The 19,903-nt window shown below is 74.6% G+C and carries 20 protein-coding genes; 10 read left to right on the top strand and 10 right to left on the bottom strand.

Annotated features, from left to right (window positions below; all coding sequences use genetic code 11):
• The first annotated feature begins 356 nt into the window (after positions 1-356).
• Both pip and ABEA15_RS11770 read left to right on the top strand, forming a co-directional pair.
• Positions 357-1,316 carry a prolyl aminopeptidase gene (pip, locus tag ABEA15_RS11775; protein ID WP_345556652.1) on the top strand — a complete coding sequence of 320 codons (960 nt, stop codon included), beginning with the start codon at positions 357-359 and terminating at the stop codon, positions 1,314-1,316.
• 136 nt (positions 1,317-1,452) lie between these two features.
• Entirely contained in the window at positions 1,453-1,644 is a 192-nt protein-coding gene (locus ABEA15_RS11770; RefSeq protein ID WP_344142317.1) for a ferredoxin, read from the top strand.
• Here ABEA15_RS11770 and ABEA15_RS11765 read toward each other — a convergent pair.
• Both ABEA15_RS11765 and ABEA15_RS11760 read right to left on the bottom strand, forming a co-directional pair.
• Positions 1,628-2,839: an NAD(P)/FAD-dependent oxidoreductase gene (locus ABEA15_RS11765; RefSeq protein ID WP_345556665.1), complete on the bottom strand. Its 1,212-nt coding sequence runs from the start codon at positions 2,837-2,839 to the stop codon at positions 1,628-1,630. The genes ABEA15_RS11770 and ABEA15_RS11765 overlap by 17 nt on opposite strands.
• A 209-nt stretch (positions 2,840-3,048) precedes the next feature.
• Positions 3,049-4,029, bottom strand: coding sequence for an asparaginase (locus ABEA15_RS11760; RefSeq protein ID WP_344142316.1), 981 nt, complete (start codon positions 4,027-4,029; stop codon positions 3,049-3,051).
• Positions 4,030-4,168: 139 nt separating this feature from the next.
• Here ABEA15_RS11760 and ABEA15_RS11755 point away from each other — a divergent pair, with 139 nt between their 5' ends.
• A complete protein-coding gene (locus ABEA15_RS11755) occupies positions 4,169-5,134 on the top strand; it encodes a 3'-5' exonuclease (protein WP_344142314.1) in 966 nt (321 codons plus the stop codon).
• A gap of 13 nt (positions 5,135-5,147) precedes the next feature.
• On the opposite strand, the gene ABEA15_RS11750 is transcribed toward ABEA15_RS11755, so the two are convergent.
• The 3 genes from ABEA15_RS11750 to ABEA15_RS11740 form a co-directional block, all read right to left on the bottom strand.
• Positions 5,148-5,342: a hypothetical protein gene (locus ABEA15_RS11750; RefSeq protein ID WP_344142313.1), complete on the bottom strand. Its 195-nt coding sequence runs from the start codon at positions 5,340-5,342 to the stop codon at positions 5,148-5,150.
• Between the two features lie 115 nt (positions 5,343-5,457).
• Complete coding sequence (locus ABEA15_RS11745; protein ID WP_345556651.1) at positions 5,458-6,096, bottom strand: TetR/AcrR family transcriptional regulator; 639 nt, start codon at positions 6,094-6,096, stop codon at positions 5,458-5,460.
• Positions 6,097-6,275: 179 nt separating this feature from the next.
• On the bottom strand, positions 6,276-6,905 hold the full coding sequence (locus tag ABEA15_RS11740) for a biliverdin-producing heme oxygenase (RefSeq protein ID WP_345556664.1): 630 nt from the start codon (positions 6,903-6,905) through the stop codon (positions 6,276-6,278).
• Positions 6,906-7,320: 415 nt separating this feature from the next.
• Between ABEA15_RS11740 and ABEA15_RS11735 the strand changes: the two genes are divergently transcribed.
• From ABEA15_RS11735 to ABEA15_RS11720, 4 genes are all read left to right on the top strand, one after another.
• Positions 7,321-8,559 (top strand): PP2C family protein-serine/threonine phosphatase, encoded by a 1,239-nt coding sequence (locus ABEA15_RS11735; protein WP_425579385.1) that lies wholly within the window; start codon positions 7,321-7,323, stop codon positions 8,557-8,559.
• Positions 8,556-10,385 carry a sensor histidine kinase gene (locus ABEA15_RS11730; RefSeq protein WP_345556650.1) on the top strand — a complete coding sequence of 610 codons (1,830 nt, stop codon included), beginning with the start codon at positions 8,556-8,558 and terminating at the stop codon, positions 10,383-10,385. Before ABEA15_RS11735 ends, ABEA15_RS11730 begins: the two co-directional genes overlap by 4 nt.
• 29 nt (positions 10,386-10,414) lie before the next feature.
• A complete protein-coding gene (locus ABEA15_RS11725; RefSeq protein ID WP_344142450.1) occupies positions 10,415-10,828 on the top strand; it encodes a response regulator in 414 nt (137 codons plus the stop codon).
• A gap of 66 nt (positions 10,829-10,894) precedes the next feature.
• Positions 10,895-11,428 (top strand): low molecular weight protein-tyrosine-phosphatase, encoded by a 534-nt coding sequence (locus ABEA15_RS11720; protein WP_344142310.1) that lies wholly within the window; start codon positions 10,895-10,897, stop codon positions 11,426-11,428.
• 43 nt (positions 11,429-11,471) lie between these two features.
• Here ABEA15_RS11720 and ABEA15_RS11715 read toward each other — a convergent pair whose 3' ends face one another.
• From ABEA15_RS11715 to ABEA15_RS11695, 5 genes are all read right to left on the bottom strand, one after another.
• Positions 11,472-12,143, bottom strand: coding sequence for a methylated-DNA--[protein]-cysteine S-methyltransferase (locus ABEA15_RS11715; RefSeq protein WP_344142308.1), 672 nt, complete (start codon positions 12,141-12,143; stop codon positions 11,472-11,474).
• Positions 12,144-12,236: 93 nt separating this feature from the next.
• Positions 12,237-12,797 (bottom strand): hypothetical protein, encoded by a 561-nt coding sequence (locus tag ABEA15_RS11710; protein ID WP_345556649.1) that lies wholly within the window; start codon positions 12,795-12,797, stop codon positions 12,237-12,239.
• A complete protein-coding gene (locus ABEA15_RS11705; RefSeq protein WP_344142306.1) occupies positions 12,794-13,129 on the bottom strand; it encodes an SHOCT domain-containing protein in 336 nt (111 codons plus the stop codon). The genes ABEA15_RS11710 and ABEA15_RS11705 overlap by 4 nt, the downstream gene beginning before the upstream one ends.
• Before the next feature lie 195 nt (positions 13,130-13,324).
• Positions 13,325-15,322: a helix-turn-helix domain-containing protein gene (locus ABEA15_RS11700; RefSeq protein WP_345556648.1), complete on the bottom strand. Its 1,998-nt coding sequence runs from the start codon at positions 15,320-15,322 to the stop codon at positions 13,325-13,327.
• Positions 15,307-16,131, bottom strand: a complete 825-nt coding sequence (locus ABEA15_RS11695) for a 3-hydroxybutyrate dehydrogenase (RefSeq protein WP_345556647.1) — start codon at positions 16,129-16,131, stop codon at positions 15,307-15,309. Before ABEA15_RS11695 ends, ABEA15_RS11700 begins: the two co-directional genes overlap by 16 nt.
• 300 nt (positions 16,132-16,431) lie before the next feature.
• Between ABEA15_RS11695 and ABEA15_RS11690 the strand changes: the two genes are divergently transcribed.
• The 3 genes from ABEA15_RS11690 (at position 16,432) to ABEA15_RS11680 (ending at position 19,889) form a co-directional block, all read left to right on the top strand.
• The gene (locus ABEA15_RS11690) at positions 16,432-17,802 is read left to right on the top strand and encodes an MFS transporter (RefSeq protein ID WP_345556646.1); all 1,371 of its coding nucleotides are present in this window, start codon (positions 16,432-16,434) and stop codon (positions 17,800-17,802) included.
• Between the two features lie 156 nt (positions 17,803-17,958).
• Positions 17,959-19,236 carry a sensor histidine kinase gene (locus ABEA15_RS11685; protein WP_344142301.1) on the top strand — a complete coding sequence of 426 codons (1,278 nt, stop codon included), beginning with the start codon at positions 17,959-17,961 and terminating at the stop codon, positions 19,234-19,236.
• The gene (locus tag ABEA15_RS11680; RefSeq protein ID WP_344142300.1) at positions 19,233-19,889 is read left to right on the top strand and encodes a response regulator; all 657 of its coding nucleotides are present in this window, start codon (positions 19,233-19,235) and stop codon (positions 19,887-19,889) included. The genes ABEA15_RS11685 and ABEA15_RS11680 overlap by 4 nt, the downstream gene beginning before the upstream one ends.
• Positions 19,890-19,903: the final 14 nt, after the last annotated feature.

Below are 19,903 nucleotides of genomic sequence, written 5' to 3'. Positions count from 1 at the left end.
GTGCGCCTCGGCGCGCACGGCCCGAAGCCGGTGTCCGCGCAGGTTCGCGGCGTTTCATGTGACCCTGGACACACTCTGGAGCCGGGCTCCGCCGCGGGGACGCCCGGCGGCCGCGGCGCGCCCGGCAGCGCGGGAGGCGCAGGCGCGGGGCGGGCAGCGGGGACGATGCCGTGCGCTGGAACGATCTTGGCGCGCAAATCCGCCGCGGCGTGCGAAACCCTCGGCGTGGCCGGGCTTCCGGCGCTGCGCCCGAGTGCCGGGAAACGTCCTCCCGCGGCGGACGCGCGGCACTGCGCCCGGTCGTCCCGGTTCTAGGATTGTCCGCGGCCACATCTGCGACGAAGGACGCCTAACCCATGCGCACGCTGTACCCGTCCATCGAACCCTACGACTCCGGCATGCTCGACGTGGGCGATGGACACCGGATCTACTGGGAGCTGTGCGGGAACCCGGCGGGCAAGCCTGCGGTGTTCCTGCACGGGGGACCGGGTGCGGGCTGCTCACCCGACCACCGGCGCCTGTTCGACCCCGAGCGCTACCGCGTGCTGCTCTTCGACCAGCGCAACTGCGGCCGCAGCACCCCCCACGCCGCCGGCATGGACGTGGACCTCAAGACCAACACCACCTGGGCGCTGGTGGAGGACCTGGAGCGCCTGCGGACGATGATGGGCGTGGACCGCTGGCAGGTGTTCGGCGGTTCGTGGGGCAGCGCGCTGGCGCTGGCCTACGCCGAGGAGCACCCCCGGCGGGTCAGCGAACTGGTCCTGCGGGGGATCTTCACCCTGCGCAACGAGGAGCTCCGCTGGTTCTACCAGAACGGCGCCAGCTACCTCTTCCCCGACCTGTGGGAGCACTACCTCGCGCCCATCCCCGAGGAGGAGCGCGACGACCTCATCGGGGCCTACGCGCACCGGCTGTCCTCGCCCGACCCCGATGTGCGCCTGGCCGCGGCCCGCGCCTGGAGCTTGTGGGAGGGCTCGACCATCACCCTGCTGCCCGACGAGCGCGTGCGCGCCCAGCACGCCGAGGCGGAGTACGCGCTGGCCTTCGCCCGCATCGAGAACCACTACTTCGCCCACGGCGGCTTCTTCACCCCCGGCCAGCTGATCGACGGCGCCGACCGGCTGAGCGGCATCCCCGGCGTGATCGTGCAGGGCCGCTACGACGTGTGCACCCCGGTCAAGACCGCACACGACCTGCACCGGGCCTGGCCCGAGGCGCAGTTCCACCTGGTCGACGACGCCGGCCACGCCTTCAGCGAACCCGGCATCCTGCACCACCTCATCGAGGCCACCGACGCCTTCGCCGACGCCTGAGAGGGGGCTGAAAGCGTCTGGGAAGCGTCTCCAGTGGCGGGGGGCGCGCCATCCGCCCGCGGGTCCGCGGCCGCTCGGTGCGGGATTAGGCTCGGACGCGCAAGCAGCGGCCCCACGGCGCAGAGCGAGGAGAACCATGCGGGTCAACGTCGACTTCGACCGGTGCGAGAGCAACGCGGTGTGCATGGGTGTGGTGCCGGAGGTCTTCGAGGTGCGTGAGGACGACTTCCTCTACGTGCTGCAGGAGGAGCCCCCGGAGGACCTGCGGGCCGAGGTCGAGGAGGCCGCCCGCATGTGCCCCAAGCAGGCCATCACGATCGAGGGCTGACCTCGGCCAGCGCGTCCTCCCAGGTGGTGGGCTCGGCCAGGAGCCGGCGCAGGCGCATCACCTTCGGCGTGGAGCGCAGGCCCAGGATGCCCACGAGCATCCCGGCGCGGCCGAGGAGGGCGACGAACTTGCGGTCCTCGGCCGAGCCGTGCACGATCTCGGCGGTGTCGGCGGGCGCGGCCTGGCCCAGCAGCTGGATCTTCATCCCGTACTGGTCGGACCAGAAGTAGGGGACCGGGGTGTAGGGCGTGCCGCCGCCCGCCAGCAGGTTGCGCGCAGCGGCGGCCGCCTGCTCGCCTGCGTTGGTCCAGTGCTCCAGGCGCATCAGGCCGCCGTAGCGCGGGTGCGGCCAGGCGGCGATGTCGCCCGCCGCATACACCCCGGGCAGGGCGGTGCGGCAGTACTCGTCGCAGAGCACTCCGCCGGTGCCCCCGGCCAGTTCGACGCCCGAGCCCTCCAGCCAGCCGGTGTTGGGCAGGGCGCCCAGGCCCGCCACGACCAGCGACGCCTCGACCGCGCTGCCGTCGCCGAGCCGTACCCGCTCGACGCGCCCGCGCCCCTCGAACCCGGTCACGCCCACGCCCAGCCGGAGGTCGACGCCGTGGTCGCGGTGCAGCTCGGCGAACACGCCGGCGACCCGGGGGTCGACGACGCGGGTGAGCGGGGTGGGTTCGGCCTCCAGCAGCACGACCTCGAGCCCGGCCGCGCGGGCGCTGGAGGCGACCTCGGCGCCGACGAACCCGGCTCCCACGACGACGACGCGCTCGGCGGCCTTGAAGGAGTCGCGCACGGCCTCGGCGTCCTCGACGGTGCGCAGCACGTGCACCCCCTCCAGCGCGGTGCCGGGGCGGCGGGCGCGGGAGCCCGTGGCGATCACCAGGCCGTCGGCGGCCACCTGCGAGCCGTCGTCGAGCTCGACGGCGCGCTCGCGCGGGCGCAGCCGCCGCGCGGACCGGCCCAGCCGCAGGTCCAGCCCCAGGCCGTCGAACGCGGAGTCCTCGCGCAGGTCGATGCCCGCACCGGCGCCCTTGCCCGTCAGGAACTCCTTGGACAGCGGCGGGCGCGAGTAGGGGCGGTGCGGCTCCTCGCCGATCATCGTGATCCGCCCCTCGAAGCCGGCTTCGCGCAGGGACTCGGCCGCGTGCAGCCCGGCCATGCCCGCTCCGGCGATCGCGACGCTGCGGATGTCGCCCATGTGCCGCCCTTCGTCGGTGGTGGTCACGCGCGTGGAACCGGCGAACCGGTGGGCCGCCGCTTCGGGGCCGCCGCACGGCCCCGTCTGGTCGAAACATAGCCCAGTGCCTTCCGATTCCGCCCACCGCGCGGACAGGGCCGGTACCGCGGTCGCGCCGTCCCCGGCGTCCGCACCGGCGCCCGCCGCCGGGACCGCCGGGGAGGGACGGGTCAGGCGAGCGCCTCGTCGGCGACGGGGCGAAGGCGGCCCACCGCCCTGCCGCCGCCGCGGACCTCCGCAGCGGCCAGGTCGCGAACGGGGGAGACGTCGGCGCCGACCGCCGCGAGGGCCTCCAGCGCCGCCAGGGTGCGCGCGCGGAACAGCGGGTCGCCGTCGCTCAGCTTCACCGCCGCCACCTCGCCGGCGGGTGCGGCCACGACGAGCACGCCCTCGGCCCCCATCTTGGCCACCGCGCCCGGGAGGCCGCGCATCAGCAGGGTGTCGGTGCGCCCCTCGCCGGCGACGTACTCGGGCCGGTTCCGCATGGCCTCCAGCACCGCGGCCTCGGGCGAACCCTCCGGTGCCAGGGTCATCTCCCGCAGGCCGCGCGCCAGGCCCAGCAGGGAGACCGCCAGCTGCGGCGCGCCGCACCCGTCGACGGTGGTGTGGGCGACCGGCTCGCCGCACATCTCCTCGACCTCCCTGCGCACCAGCTCCTGCACCGGGTGGTCCGGTTCCAGGTAGTCCCCGGTGCTCCACCCGCGCGCGACGCAGGCTGCGAGCATGGCCGCGTGCTTGCCCGAGCAGTTCATGAGCAGCGGCGAGGGCGCACCGCCGTCCATGAGCAGCCGTTCGCGCTCGCCGCGGTCCAGGGGCCAGTCGGCCGGGCAGCGCAGCGCGCCGGCGTCGAGGCCGGCGCCGGCCAGCATCCCCTCCACCGTCTCGACGTGGCGCGGCTCCCCGCTGTGGCTCCCCGCGGCGATCGCGGTCTGCGCGGGTCCCAGGTCGGCGCCGGCGCGCAGCACGGCCGCGGCCTGGAAGGGCTTGGCGGACGAGCGCGGGAGCATCGGGGCCTCGGCCCCGCCGCGGACGTAGCCGATCTCACCGCGGGCGGTGAGCCCCACCGCCGTGCCGAAGTGCACGCCCTCGGCGAATCCGGACCGGACCACCTCGACCAGCGGGACGTACTGCGGCTGCGGGCTCTGCTGCATGGGGAACTCCTCGGTCGGGGGCGCTCATACGTCACGGCCGGAGCCCAGGGGGTGGCGGGTCCGGGCCGCTGGTTCAACGCCGTTCGCGGCAGCGGTCTTCCCGAGCGTGTCGTAGTGTCTGGCCGCGGGAGGTGCCGCGATGAGGATCGGACGGGGTGTGGACGACGTGCTGGACGCCGAACCCGACGCCGGGCGGATGGTCCGGATGGGTGCCCTGACCCGCCGCCGCGGCGCGGCCCGCGGCGCGCGCGATCTGGAGTACGCGGTCGTCGATGTCGAGACCACCGGGCTCTACCCCGGTGAGGGCGCGCGCATCTGCGAGATCGCGGTGGTGCGCATGCGCGGCGACGGCACCCTGCTGCGGGAGTTCACCACGCTGGTCGACCCCGGCTCCGCCGTCACCGGGCAGGAGTTCCACGGCATCGGCGCCAGCGACGTCATCGGCGCGCCCAAGGCCGCCGAGCTGGTGGACGCGCTGCGCGGCCTGTTCTCCGGCGCGGTGCTGGTGGGGCACAAGCTCGACTTCGAGGGCCGCTTCCTCGCCTCGGAGCTGCTTCCGGCCGGTCTTCCGGGCGGCCTGCCGGGCCTGTGCACGCTGCTGTCGCTGCGCTCCCAGCTCGACCTGCCCCGCTACTCGCTACCGCGCGCCTGCCACACGCTCAGCGGTCATTGGCCCACCGGACAGCACACCGCGCTGGGCGACGCCCGCGCCTGTGCCCAACTGCTGGCCGAGCTGCTGGCCAACGCCCCCGGCACGCTGCGCTACACCGGCCCCGCGCCGATCGAACTGGATTCGGGCGAACCGGATCCGGCCCCGCTCAAGCCCCGCACCTCCTACGCCGCCACGCCCTCGGCGGTCGCCCTGCGCGGCCACCCCGAGCGGCCGCCGGCCGAGTGGCCGGTCCGCTGGCGCCGGCTGGAACTGGACCCGCGCGACTGCGGGGGCCGCTTCAGCCCCGAGCAGCGCGCGGCCGCTCAGCGCGACGCCGAGTGCCGCAGTGCGGCGCTGGAGGCCGCGGCGGCCTCGGCGGCGGTGGCCACGGCCCTGGCGGCCACCAGCGCCGCGCGGCTGGCGGCGCGCCGGCTGCGCACGGTGCTGGGCTGAGCCGGCGCCGCGGTCACATCCCCGACAGCGCCAGGAAGAAGGCGACGATCAGCGCGCTGCCGCCTACCGCGGTGAGCGTCGCCCGACCGGCCTCGGTCAGCCGCGCTCGTACCAGCTGGGGTGCTGCGCGGGCCTGGAACCGGGGCACGCGGTTGAACATCGCGACGGCGACCAGGAGGGCGCCGGCCAGGATCAGGAGCAGGGACACCGGGGGCTCCTCCGGAGCGGGGGCTGGCTGGGCGGTGCCCGATTTTGCCCCAGCTCCGCTGCGGGTGCGCAGCCGAGGAGCGGCCGCTGCCGGTTCCGGTCGCGCCGGTATGACCTCAGGTGAGCGAGGGTGACGCGGAGTGACCGGCGGCGTCGGTTGCGCGGGCGCCGAGCGCGCGCAGCGTGAAGGCCGCCACCAGGCGCCCGGCGTCGCCGGGGGTGGTCTCGCCGTGCATGAGGGGCGCCCGCTGGGCGCCCAGCATCGCCAGCACCAGGCGGGCCACGGGCTCCACCGGCGCCGCCGCGAACTCGCCGTCGTCGACGCCCTGGCGCAGGATGCCGGTGAGCAGCCGCTGCATCGGCGCGACGTGCTCGGCGAGGGCCTGGTAGGCGTCGGGGCCCAGGCTGGCGCCGAGCTCAGCGGCCGCGGGGTGGGGGTGCTCGGCCAGGGCCTCGACCTGGAGCCGCACGAAGGTCTCCAGCCGCTCGGCCGCGCCGGCGCCCGCGGGCAGCTCGCGGTGGTAGCGGTCGACGAACCCGGTGGTGGCCTGCTCGGTGAAGGCCAGCAGCAGCGCGGGCTTGTCGGGGAAGTAGTTGTACAGCGCCGTGCGCGTGATGCCCGCCTCGGCCGCCACGTCGGTCATGGAGATCTCGTCGATGCCCTGCACGCGCGTGAGGGCGGCGACCGCCTCCAGGATGCGCTCGCGGGTCTGCGCGCGGTGCGCTGCGATGGTGGGCGCCGAGATCTTGGGCATGCGCCCATGGTGTCACGCGGCGGCGGCGCCCGGTAAGCGCCGCGGTGGCGGCACACGGCAGTACACCGGCACCAGGGCCGCGGTCGGGCGGGCGGCGGCGCGCCCGCCGGCGGCGGCGCCGTAGGTCCCCCGGCGGCGCCCGGCACGGGTGCCGCGGCCGGCGGAGCGCGCGCCCGGGTTCAGGCCGCCGTGTCGGCGGCGAAAATGTGGCCGAGATCGGCCAGTACCGCGACGTTGAGCCGGTAGGCCAGCCGCGTCTCGCTTACGACGTGGTCGCGCGCGGCCTCGTCCAGCTCCAGTGCGTCCAGCCGCGCGCGGTAGCCGGCCTTGAACCGCGGCAGGCTGCCCAGCTCCGAGAAGTGGTAGAAGGCGGTCCCGCCGCGTTCGTCGAGCCCGTAGGCGCCGGCCGCGACCTTGCGGATGAACTGCCCGCCGGAGAGGTCTCCGAGGTAGCGGGTGTAGTGGTGGGCCACGTAACCGGCGGGGTCGCCGGCCGTGCGCTCGATGCGCGCGGTGTAGGCGCGGGTGGCCGCTGTGGGGGCGATGCGCTCGCGCCAGTCGCCTCCGTAGAGGGCTTCCAGGTCGCGCTCCAGCGCGGGCACGCGGAACAGGCCGGGGTGGACGACCGCGCCGGCGACGGGGTCGCCGGCCAGCGAGCGGCCGACCCGCTCCAGCGCGACGTAGGCGAAGTAGTGCTGCGCGACCATCGCCGCGTACCCCTCGCGGGGCAGCCGGCCGTCCAGCAGGGCGCGGGTGAAGCCGTGCTGCTCGGCGTCTTCGTGCGCCGACCAGGTGGCCCGCTTGAGCAGCTCGGAGAACGGCGTGCGTGCGTCCTCGCGGGCGGCGGTGCGGGCGCGGAAGTCGGGGTCCTCACTGGGGCGGCGGCCTTCCGCAGTGGGCACATGCCCTCCTTTGTTGGCGTTTATCCCGATTGGGATACTGACATGATGTCAGCACGTGGGGGAGGCCTTCAAGAGTGAGATGACACAGTGTCGAGAAAGCAGGCTGGCGGAAGGCGGGTAGCCTGGATGGGCACGCAGGTGCGATCGAGCGCACCGAAGGCGCGGTGTCCCCAGCCGCCGTTGAATCCCTCCCGTGCAATCCCGCTAGCGACAAGACGTGCAGGCGATTATCGTTTGACTGCCGCAACGGCTGACGACGCGCACCGCGCACCGGTCGACGTAGAGGCGATGTGTGGATACCAGCAACCCCGGACCCGAGCCCGTGACCATGACCGATACCGAGCAAGCGTGGCCGGCCGACCCCGGCCGCGCGGCTGAGGCCGTCATGGAGCGGCGGTCCCCCTCGACCGCGGAGGCGGTCGACGTCCTGCTCGTCGAGGACGACACCCAAGACGCGTTCCTGGTCGAGGAGCTCCTCGCCGACGCCGCACTCGACACCCGCATCACCTGGGTGCGCACGCTCGACGAGGCGCGCGAGCACCTCGTCGGCTTTCGCGGATGCGTGCTGCTCGACCTCAACCTCCCCGACGCCCGCGGCATGAGCCTGCTGCGCGAGGTCCTCACCACCGCCTCCGCGGCCGCCGTCGTCGTGCTGACCGGATTCAACGACGAGCACGAGGGCATCGCGGCCGTGGCCGCCGGCGCGCAGGACTACCTGGTCAAGGGGCAGGTCGACGGCTCCCTGCTGGCGCGCAGCCTGCGCTACTCCGTCGAGCGCCAGCGCGCCGACGAGAACGCCCGCCAGCTGCGCGAGGCCGAGCTGTACGCCCGCGAGAACATGCGCCTGGAGCGCGGCCTGCTGCCCCAGGTGCTGCTGGACAGCTCCCCGCTGAGCCACCGCTCCTTCTACCGGCCCGGCCGCAAGCGCGCCCTGGTCGGCGGCGACTTCTACGACGCCGTGCAGAAGGACGGGACCACCCACGTCATCGTCGGCGACGTCAGCGGCCACGGCCCCGACGAGGCCGCGCTGGGCGTGAGCCTGCGCATCGCCTGGCGCGCCCTGGTCATGGGCGGCGTCGCCGAGGCGGAGGTGCTGCCCGCGCTGGAGGAGATCCTCGTCAGCGAGCGGGCGCAGGAGGAGATGTACGCCACGCTGTGCCAGACCAGCCTGGACACCGGCAGCGAGGACGCCCGGATCCGGCTGTTCGGCCACCCGCCGCCGCTGGTCCTGCACGGCGGCGCCGTCGAGGAGGTCGCCGTCGCCCCCCGGCCGCCGCTGGGCGTGTTCCCCGAGCACGAGACCGAGATCGACGGCTTCCGGCTTCCCCGCGGCGCCACGCTGATGCTCTACACCGACGGCCTGGTCGACGCCTACGACGGCAAGCCGCCCGGCCGCCTGGAGGTCGGCGGGTTGCGCCGCATGGTCGGCGACGTGCTGGAACGCGGCACCTCCATCGTCGACCTGCCCGAGCACCTGGTCGACGAGGCCGAGCGCTACAACGGCGGCCCGCTGCAGGACGACGTCGCCATGCTGCTCATCACGCACGAGGACCGGACTTGAGAAGGTGGCCCCTGCGCCGCCGCGTGACCGTCCTGCTCGCCTCCGTGGCGGTGGTGCTGGTCGCGTCGGTGTCGACGATCACCCTCGCCGCGTTCAACGCCCGCGACGCCCTGGACCGCCAGGTCGACGAGCTCACACCGGCGCAGAGCGCCGTGCGCCAGACCATGTCGGCCTACCTGAACATGGACAACGGCATTCGCGGCTACGCACTGACCAACGACATCGAGTTCCTGGCCCCGTACCAGCAGGGCAAGCAGGACCTCGCTGAGAGCCTGCCGCAGTTGCGCGCCGTGGCCCAGCAGAACAGCCAGGTCGACGGCTACATCCACCGGCTGATCGCGGCCGGAGAGGCCTGGCAGGACGACTTCGCCGAGCCCACCCTGGAGAAGGTGCACGGCGGCCAGGAGATCACCTCGGCCGACTACCAGATGGGCCGCGACCGCTTCGACGACCTGCGCGCCGCCGGCGCCCGCACCGAGCAGCGCATCGACGACGAGCTGAGCCAGGCGCGCGACGGGCTCACCCTGGCCACCCAGCAGGTCATGGCCCTGCTCGTGCTGGTCGGAGCGGTGGTCGTGGTGCTGTGCTGCTTCCTGTGGGTCATGCTGCAGAACTGGGTCCTGCGGCCGCTGGACGAGCTGGGCCGCCACCTCATACAAGTGTCCGAGGGCTATTACGCCCACCGCATCGAGCTGCACGGTCCGCCCGAGATCGAGCGCGTCGGCCGCGACGTCGACGCCATGCGCGAACGCATCGTCCGCGACCTGGACGAGGTCGGCACCGCCCGCCGGACCCTCCAGGAGCAGTCGGAGCTGCTGGAGCGCCAGACCGACGAGCTGCGCCGCTCCAACCTGGAGCTTGAGCAGTTCGCCTACGTCGCCTCACACGACCTGCAGGAGCCGCTCCGCAAGGTCGCCAGCTTCTGCCAGCTCCTCCAGCGCCGCTACCAGGGCCGGCTGGACGAGCGCGCCGACGCCTACATCGACTACGCGGTCGAGGGCGCGAAGCGGATGCAGACGCTCATCAACGACCTGCTGGCGTTCTCGCGCGTGGGCCGCACCAAGGACGACCAGCCCGTCGACCTGAACGAGGCGCTCGCCGACGCGCTCAGCAGCCTGGAGACCCGGCTGGAGGAGGCCGATGCGCTGGTCACCTCCGACGGACTGCCCACGGTCCGCGGCGACCGCACGCTGCTCACCCAGGTGTTCTTCAACCTGATCGGCAACGCCGTCAAGTTCCGCGGCGAGGACCCGCCGCGGGTGCACATCGGGGCCGGGCAACAGGGCGACGAGTGGGTGTTCTGCTGCGCCGACAACGGCATCGGCATCGAGCCGCAGTACGCCGAGCGCGTGTTCGTGATCTTCCAGCGGCTGCACACCCGCGACAGGTACGGCGGCACCGGGATCGGCCTGGCGATGTGCAAGAAGATCGTGGACTTCCACGGCGGCCGGATGTGGCTGGACACGTCCTTCGGCGACGGCGACGGCGAGGATGACGCCGAGCCCTTGCGGGGCACACGCATCTGCTGGTCGCTGCCCGTCGGCGACGGCGCCGCGGACGAGGCGGCCGAGCAGGAGCGGCCCGCGGGCGCAGCGGAGCCGGCCGGGCCCGAGCCGGCCGCGGAGGTCGAGGGGGCGCGCGATCCGCACGGCGCCCCCGGCGCCCGCGAGGACCGGGGCGCGCAGGAGGCGGAGCCCGCCGAGGCCGGGGCGGGCGCCGCCGGCCCCGCCGAGGAGGGCGGCGAAGACCCGGCGCCCCAGTCGGAAGGAGACGACACCGCCCCGGGCGCGCCCGGGGCCGATTCGGGACAGGTCGGACGAGATTGAGCGAGGACAACTTGGTGCAAGCCATTGAGGTGCTGCTGGTCGAGGACGATCCCGGCGACGTCCTGATGACCAAGGAGGCCTTCGCGGAGCACAAGGTGGGCAACCGCCTGCACGTGGTCTCCGACGGCGTCGAGGCGCTGCGCTTCCTCCGGCGCGAGGGCGAGCACGCCGGCGCCCCGATGCCGCACCTGATCCTGCTCGACCTCAACCTGCCCCGCAAGGACGGCCGGGAGGTGCTGGAGGAGGTCAAGAAGGACGAGGCGCTCTCCCACATCCCGATCGTGGTGCTGACCACCTCCGAGGCGGAGGAGGACATACTGCGCAGCTACCGGCTGCACGCCAACGCCTACGTCGCCAAGCCGGTCGACTTCGACCAGTTCATAAGGGTCGTCCGCCAGATCGACGACTTCTTCGTCACCGTGGTGCGCCTGCCCAAGGGGTGATTCCGCCGATGCCGGGTCCGGCCGCCCGCCGGACGGGCGCGCCCGGCCTGGGCTACCGTGGTGATCATGAGCCTGCCTGATCCCCTCGACCCGACGGGGCCCTACCGGATCGCGCTGGTGTGCCTGGGCAACATCTGCCGGTCGCCGATGGCCGAGAAGGTCCTCACCGCCGACCTCGCGCGCGCCGGCCTCGGCGGCGCGGTGGCCGTCGACAGCTCCGGCACCGGCGGCTGGCACATCGGAATGGGCATGGACCCGCGTGCGGCCGCCGCACTGCGAGTGCACGGCTACGCAACCGACCACACGGCGCGCAGGTTCGACCCCGCCTGGTTCGCCGAGCGCGACCTGATCCTGGCGATGGACCTGGACAACTTCGACGAGCTGGTGCAGCTGGCCCCCGACCCCGCGTCGGCGGGCGACCGGCTGCGGCTCTTCCGCGGCTTCTCGCCCAAGCTCGGCGGCGCAGCCAACCCCGAGGTCCCCGACCCTTACTACGGCGGAGAGGACGGCTTCAGCAACGTGCTGGGAATGGTCGAGTCCGCGTCGAAGGGCCTGACCGGCGAGCTCGTCGCCCGATTCGGCCGCCGGGCCGCACGCTGACCGCACCGGGCAACGCGCTGACGCGCCGGGCCGGTGGCGGCGCTCACGCGTCGGCGTGCTCGGCCTCCAGCGCCAGCAGACCCCGCTTGGCCGCCGTGCCGCCCGCGTACGGCCCCGGATCGTTCGGGTAGTCGTCGCCGACCACGCGGTGGCAGGGCAGGAACAGGCACAGCGGGTTCTCGGCGAGCGTGCTCGCGACGGCGCGGCGCGCGTTGGGCCGGCCGATCCGCGCGGCCAGGTCGCCCGGTGCGATGGTGGAGCCGTAGGGGACGTCCAGCAGCGACCGCAGCACCACGCGCCCGAAGTCGCCGGTCAACCGCAGGTCCAGTGGGACGGTGAACGTGCTCAGCCGCCCCGCGAAGTAGGCGCCGATCTCGCGGCGCACCGGGTCCAGGTGGGCGTCGTGCGGGCCGATGTTGGCCGAGACCGCCCGTTCCAGCCGCTCGACCACGGCCTCCTCGGGGGCGAACGAGCACGCCGCGAGCCCCGTCTCGGTCATCGCGCAGAACAGGAAGCCCACGGGAGTCTCGACCACGCCGGTGACCACGTCGAAGGGGACGCCGCGCGCTGCGGGCGCCGCAGCGGCGCCCCCAGGGCCGGCGCGGTCCTCCCCGGCCGCCGGGGAGGTGGCGCGGACCAGGGCGTCGATGTCGTCCGTGCCGCTTCCCGGCCCGTCGGTGCCTTCGAAATCGGCGTAAAGGTCGCCGTGCCACATGCCGGCCAAGGATCCTCCCGCGTCTGGCTCGCCCGGACGAGGATGCCACGGCGCCGCGCGGCTGTCGCTTCGCCGCCCGGGCGGCGCCCGAATTCAGCGGGAGGCGCGCTGCGCGGCGCGCGCGGACCCGCGCGGGGCCCCGGACCCGTCCTCCTCGCGGGAGCGCCTGCGGGGCCGGATGCGGCCGAAGGGCTTGACCGTCGACAGCAGGCTGGCGGCCACGAGCACCGACAGGGCCACCGAGAGCGCGATGACGAGGCTGAGGCGGTCGGCGAACGGGGGCAGCACGGTGCCTCCGCGCGTCGCCTCGGCCAGTCCGGCCGTCGCGGGCATCAGCTGCAGGTTGCTGCCGGCCACCAGCACCGCGGTCAGCGCGAGCTTGGCGGCCACCCAGTAGTGGCGGAACAGTCCCCACTGCGTACCCAGCGCGCAGACCAGGCCGGTGGCCACCGCTGTCAGGCTCAGTACCGGGACGAGCAACCCGCCCAGCGTCGCGGCGGAACCGTAGAGCGCGCCGGCCCGCGCCGCGCCGTCGGCGGCCAGCCCGGCGGCCACCAGCGTCAGGACGCCGGCGTGCACGCCGAGCCAGCCCACCGAAGCGATCACGTGCAGGCTCAGCACCGCTTTGCGTTGCGGGCCCGGGCGGAGTCTCACTTGCGGCCGCCCTCCTGCGCTCCGGGCGTCCAGTTCAGGACGCTGGCGCGCTCCAGGAACTCGTCGACGGTGATGTCGCCGCGGGCGAAGCGCTCGGCGAGCACCTTGCGGGCGGCGTACTCGGGCGGCTCGGGCGCGGCGGCCCACGGCGGCCGGCGGCCCTTCGACCGCGAGATCAGCAGGTAGGCGGCCAGGCCCAGCAGAAGCAGGACGAGCAGCATTGCGACTCCCATCATCGGGAACGGCGGGTGGGCGTGGAATCTCGCGGCGGGTCCGGCGAACAGGGCCGTCGCATCGGCCAGTCCGGCCGCCGCTGTCAGTGGTTGTGCCATGCCCCAAGCCTGCGTGGACCGACCCCCGCCGCGCGTCGCCCCAGCGGCGGGGATCGCGCTACGCGCCGGGCACCAGAGCGCCTACGCCCGGGGGCGGCGGAGTGCCCGCGCGGGCCGTCCGAACGGGGGCGTCCGGCTCCCGCGAACACGCTTCCCGCCTGCGGACCCGAGCGGGCAGGAGTGGACGCGGGCGCGTCACGGTCCGCCGCGCTCGGCTTCCTCGGCCTCGGCCAGCCCGCCCCGCAGCAGCGCGTGCAGCCGCAGCGCCAGTTGGATCTCCAGGGCCCGGCCGGGCTCGTGCCAGTCGGGACCGATGAGTCGGCCGACGCGCTCCAGGCGCTGAGCGACCGTGTTGACGTGCACGTGCAGCGCGTCCTTGGCCCGCGACATGCTGCCCCCGTGCGCGAAGTAGGCGCGCAGCGTCTCCACCAGCGCCGTCTCGCGGCGGCGGTCGTAGTCCAGCAGCGGTCCCAGGACCGAGTCGACGAACCCGGCCACGTCGCGGTCGCCGCCCAGCAGCACGCCGAAGAACCCCAGGTCCTCCGGTGCGGCGACCTCGCCCGAGCGGCCCAGGGCCACCAGGGTCCGCAGGCACCGGCGCGCCTCCGAGAAGCGGGCCGCGTAGTCGGCCAGTCCCGAGGTCGGCCCGGATACGCCGGCGGTGACCGCGGTGTTGACCGCGGCGGCCAGCGCGCCGGCGGCCCTGCGTCCCGCCTCCGCCGGCCGCGGACCGGGCAGCACCAGCACGGTCGTGCCCGCCCGGGCGCCCGCCAGGCCGCCGGAGGTCTCGGCCAGGTGCATCGCCGCCGAACGCAGCCGTCCGGGATGGGCGCCGGGAGCCTCGGCCACCACGACGGCGTGCTCGGCGTCCAGGTCGGCGCCCAGCCGCTCGGCGCGGCGGCGCAGCGTGTCGGGGTCGCGTCCGGGCGCGTCCAGCACGGCGTCCAGCAGGTCGCCGCGCACGCGGTTCTCCGCCTCGCTGGCCGACCGGCGCATCACCAGCAGCAGCGCGATCACCATCGCCGCGCGCTCCAGGATGCGCTGATCGGCGGCGCCGAGGTCGACCCCCTCCAGCACCACCGCGCCCAGCGGCTCCCCGCCGGCCACGGCGGCGGCCACCCACCCGCTGCCGGAGCGCACCGCGCGCCCGCTGGAGCGGGATGCGCCCGCCGCCTGGGCCAGCTCGGGAGCGAGGCGCTCGGCGTGCCGCGAGGCGTCGTAGACGGTGACGGCTCCGCCCAGCACCGCGCTGACAGCGGCCTCGACCTCCTCGATGCCGCCGCCGCGCAGCACCAGGTCGGTGAGCCGGTCGTGGGCGTCGGCGGCGCGCTCGACCGCGCGGCTGTGGTCGGTCAGGCGCTGGTTGACCTCGTTCAGCTCCTCCAGCGCCGCGCGGGTCTTCTCCAACAGGTTGGCGCTGTCGATGGCGATCGAGGCGTGGGTGGCCAACGACCCGAGCAGGGCCACCTCCGCGTGGGAGAAGGGGCGCTCGCGCCGGTTGGCGGCGAAGAGCACGCCGATGACGCGCCCGTTGAGCTGCAGCGGCACGCCCAGGATCGCCACCAGGCCCTCGTCGAGCACGCCGGCGTCGATGGTGTCGGTGTGCTCGAACCGGCTGTCGGCGAAGTAGTTGGCGGTGACATAGGGCAGCGCCGTCTCGGCGACGAGCCCGCCCAGGCCCTCGCTCGGCCCCAGCCGCAGCTGCTGGAAGCGCGCCGAGACCGAGCCGGAGGTCACCCGCATGACCGTGTCGCCGTCCTCCACGGCGGTGTCGCGCAGGGTCAGGTAGGCGGTGTCGGTGCCCAGCAGGTTGCGGGCGCGGTCGACGATCGCCCGCAGCACCTGGTCGAGGTCGCGCATGCCCGCCAGGTCGTTGGCGGTCTCGAACAGGGCGCTCAGCTCGGACTCCCGGCGCCGCCGGTCGGAGAGCACCGTGCGCACGCGCAGCGCCAGCACCTTGGCCTCCTCCAGGTCGGCCAGCTCCTCGGCGCCGCCGCCCGCCGCGCGGGCCCGCACGAGCGGGCGCTCGTACTCCACGGCGGGCGCGTCCCGCAGCAGCAGCCGCAGGAACTGCGCCTGCGCGCCGCCTCCGCCCGCCTCGGCGGCGGTCGGGTCCGGCACCGCCTGCGCCCGGGGCCGGGTCTGCTCCCGGTAACGGTCTCGATCCGTGTGCTCGCTCAGCTCGCGCTCCATGCTCCGTCCATCGCCAGGGAGGCCCCGTTGACATAGGACGCCTCGGGGCCGCACAGGTACGCGGCCATCGCCGCCACCTCGGACGGCTCGATCAGCCGCTTGAGCGGGCTGCGGGCCAGCAGCACCGAGCCGACCACCTCGTCCTCGGGGATCGCGTGCGCGCGCGCCTGCTCGGCGATCTGGCGCTCGACCAGGGGAGTGCGCACGTAGCCGGGGTTGATGCAGTTGGAGGTGACGCCGCGGGCGGCGCCCTCGATCGCGGCGACCTTGGAGAAGCCCTCCAGGCCGTGCTTGGCCGCGACGTAGGCCGACTTGTAGGGGGAGGCGCGCAGTCCGTGCACCGAGGAGACGTTCACGATACGCCCCCAGCCCTGGGCGTACATGTGCGGCAGCGCCGCCCGCACCAGGTGGAACGGCGCCTCCAGCATCAGCCGCAGGATCAGCGCGAAGCGGTCGGGCGGGAACTCCTCGATCGGCGCGACGGTCTGCACTCCGGCGTTGTTGACCAGGATGTCGGCGCCGCGCGCGACCTCGGCCGCCGCGTCGAGGTCGGTCAGGTCGACGGGCACGGCGGTGCCGGTACCGGCCTCCTCCAGGGCGCGCAGCCCGTCCGCATCGCGGTCGGCCAGGAGCACCGCGGCGCCGGCGGCGCTCAGCCGCTCGGCGCACGCCCGGCCGATCCCGCCGGCCGCGCCGGTGACGACGGCGGTGCGGCCGCGCAGGTCGGGGCCCCGGGCGGCCGCGGCGGTGTCGGCGGGCAGCGGCTCGGGCGCGGACGGGGCCGCCCGGGGGGATTCGCGGGTCGTCATGGCGCCAATCTAGGGTTCCTCCTCCCCGGCGGCGGATGGCCGTCGCGCCCACACGAGCGCCTCCCGGTATGTAGCCGACGACCATAACCTCCCGGGGCCGCGGCCGGCACCCCCGGCAGCAGGCGGGCCCGACGCCTCGGCCGTCGACCGCGTGGCCGCCGCCCTCCCGGCCGGGGGCGGGGTGTGTGCCGCGGCCACACACCCCGCCCCCGGTATCGGTGCCCGGCGGATATGGCCCCCATCACACGCCCGCTCCTACGCTGCGACGACGCACCCCCATACCGAGCGGAAGACGATCACATGGCTGTGCCAAACTCCCCCTCCGACGCCCCGGCCGCGGCGCCTCGCGGATCGTTCGCGAAGGTCGTGACCTCCAGCCTCATCGGCACCACAGTGGAGTGGTACGACTTCTTCCTCTACGGCTCGGCGGCGGCCCTGGTCTTCGGGGCCGTGTTCTTCCCCGAGTCCGACCCCCTCACCGGAGTGCTGCTCGCCTTCGGCACCTACGCGATCGGGTTCGTCGCACGCCCCCTGGGCGGCCTGGTCTTCGGCCACTTCGGCGACCGCGTCGGCCGTAAGAAGCTGCTGGTCATCAGTCTGCTGATGATGGGCGGGGCCACCTTCGCCATCGGCCTGCTGCCCGCCTACGCGACCATCGGAACGGCCGCTCCGCTGCTCCTGATCACCCTGCGGCTGATCCAGGGCTTCGCCCTCGGCGGCGAATGGGGCGGCGCCGTCCTGCTGGTGTCCGAGCACGGCAGCCCCAAGCACCGCGGGTTCTGGGCGTCGTGGCCGCAGGCGGGCGTGCCCTGCGGCAACCTGCTGGCGACCGCCGTGCTCGCGGTGCTGGCCGCCACCATGGCCGACTCCGCCTTCGAGGCCTGGGGCTGGCGCATCCCGTTCCTGCTGTCGGGGATTCTGGTCATCGTGGGCCTCTACGTCCGGCTCGCCGTCGAGGAGTCGCCGGTGTTCCAGGCCGCGGCCGCCCGCGCCGCGCAGGCGCGCGCGGGGCGGGACGCGGGCGAGCGCGCCCCCGTCGTCGAGGTCGTGCGCCGGCACTGGCGGGAGATCCTGGTGGCCATGGGGGTGCGCCTCGCCGAGAACATCTCCTACTACGTGATCACCGCGTTCATCCTCGTCTACGCGGTGCAGGAGGCCGGAGTCGAACGCGGCACCGTCCTCAACGCCCTGCTCGCGGCCGCGGCGGTGCAGCTCGTGGCCATCCCGATCTGGGGCACCCTCTCCGACCGCTTCGGCCGCCGCCCCGTCATCGCCTTCGGCGCGATCGGGACCGGGCTGTGGGCGTTCGCGTTCTTCCCGATCATCGACGCCGGCGGGTTCGGGATGGTGCTGGCCGCCGCGGGGGTCGGCCTGGTGCTGCACGCGGCGATGTACGGGCCCCAGGCGGCGTTCTTCTCCGAGCTGTTCGGCACTCGGACGCGCTACTCCGGCGCCTCCATCGGCTACCAGCTCGCGTCGATCGTCGCCGGCGGGCTCGCGCCGCTGATCGCCACGTGGCTGCTGTCGACCTTCGGCACCTCCGTTCCGGTGTCGGTGTACGTCGCCGCGGCCTGCGTGCTGACGGTGGGGGCGGTGGCGGCCTCGCGCGAGACGCGCGGCCGCGACCTGGACGACCCGGTGTTCGCCGAGCGCTCCGCCGGGAAGGGCTGAGGCGCCGCGGGACGAGCGCGGGTCCGCGCGCGTCCGGCGCGGTCCCGCGGTCCCGGCGGTCCCGCACCGAGCGGCTCCGGTCTGCGCTCGCCGCACCAGTGCGGATACGACGCGGCGCTGACGACCCGGGCGGCGGGGCCGACTACCGTCATGGGCGTGAGCCAACGTATCGCCCGCGTCCTCGCGCTGGACGTGCCGATCGCCCTGTTCGTGGGCGTGGTGTCGCTGGGCGCCGCCCAAGCCCGGGGGCCGTGGCCGCAGTCCGGTTCCGGACCGCCTTGGGCTCCGGGCGGTCCGCTGTCGGACGGGCGGCCGCCGTGGGCCCAGGGCTCCGGCCCCGAGTTCGCCGCACTGCCGCCGGCGGCCTACGTGTGCGTCGCGGTGGTCGTCGCGGCCCTGGCCCTCCGCCGCTTCCGCCCCCGCACGGCCTTCGCCTTCGCCATGGTCGCGACAGCCGTGTTCTACGCCCTGGACCAGCAGGGCGGCATGCTGCGGATCGGGCCGGCGGTGCTCGTCTACACGATGGCGGTGCGCCTGCCGCTGCGGCAGTGGACGCCCTGGACCGCCCTCGCGGTCCCCCTCTTCCTGGCCGAGCGCGCCGACCGCCCCTACCTCGGGCTGTTCGAGCCCGACACCGTCGGCTCGCTGGCGATCCTGCTGGCCCTGCTCCTGGCGCCCGCCGCGGTGGGCGTGATCGTGCGTTCGCGCCGCGAGAGCAGCCGGCGCGAACGCGACGACGAGGTGCGCCGCTCGGTCTACGAGGAGCGGCTGCGCATCGCCCGCGAGGTGCACGACGTGGTCGGCCACAGTCTCTCGGTCATCAACATGCAGGCGGGCGTGGCCCTGCACGTGCTCGGCAAGCGCCCGCAGCAGGCCGAACCCGCGCTCCAGGCGATCCGCCAGACCAGCAAGGACGCGCTGGAGGAGCTGCGCGGGACCCTGGCGGTGTTCCGCAGCGACGGCGCGGACGACCGCGGCGCGGAAACGCCGGACGAGCCGTCCGGGGAGGACGCACCCGTCGGCGGGCCCTCCGGATCCGCGCGCGAACCGGTTCCCGGCCTGGACCGAATCGACGAGCTCGCAGCGGGTATCGATCCTGCGGGCGACCGGGTGCGGGTGCGCATCGAAGGGGAGCGCACCGCACTCCCGGCCGCCGTCGACCACGCCGCGTTCCGCATCGTCCAGGAGGCGCTGACCAACGCCGTCCGGCACGGCGGCGGCGCGGCGGCCGTTTCCATCGGCTACCACCCCGAGGAGTTGACCGTGGAGATCACCGACAGCGGGCCCGCGCGCCCCGGCCAGGCCTACGAGGAGGGCAGCGGCATCGCGGGCATGCGCGAGCGTGCCCGCGCCGTCGGCGGACGCCTGGAGGCCGGGCCGCGCGCCGACGGCGGGTTCCGGGTGCGCGCCGAGCTGCCCGCGGGGGAGCGGTGAGCGCCGTCCGCGTCGCCGTCGCCGACGACCAGGCCCTGGTGCGCATGGGCCTGCGCGTGCTGATCGAGGCCGAGGACGACATGGAGCCCGCCGGCGAGGCCGCCGACGGCCGCGCGGCCGTCGACCTGGTGCGCCGCGAGCGCCCCGATGTCGTGCTGATGGACGTGCGCATGCCCGGGATGGACGGCATCGCGGCGCTGCGCGAGATCGCCGCCGACGACTCGCTGGCGTGCACCCGTGTGGTCGTGCTGACGACGTTCGAGCTCGACGAGTACGTCTTCGACGCGCTGCGCGCCGGTGCCGCCGGGTTCCTGATCAAGGACAGCGACCCCGGCGAGCTGCTGCGCGCCATCCGGCTCGCCGCGGCGGGGGAGTCGCTGCTCTCGCCCTCGGTCACGCGCAGCGTCATCGCCTCGTTCACCTCGCGCGCGCCCGCGGGCGGGCCGCGCCCCGACCTCGGCGAGCTGACCGAGCGGGAGCGCGAGGTCCTGGCCCTGGTCGGTGAGGGCCTGTCCAACGGCGAGATCGCCGATCGGCTCGTCGTCAGCCCCGCCACCGCGCGCACGCACGTCAGCCGCGCAATGGTCAAGCTGCACGCCCGCGACCGCGCCCAACTCGTCGTGATCGCCTACCGCGCCGGACTGGTGCGGTGAAACGGGACGAGGCG

This window comes from Streptomonospora halophila, assembly GCF_039542725.1.
GTDB classification, from domain to species: Bacteria; Actinomycetota; Actinomycetes; order Streptosporangiales; family Streptosporangiaceae; genus Streptomonospora; species Streptomonospora halophila.
Note: the sequence above shows the minus strand (reverse complement) of the source record. Positions and strands in the feature narration are given on the sequence as shown.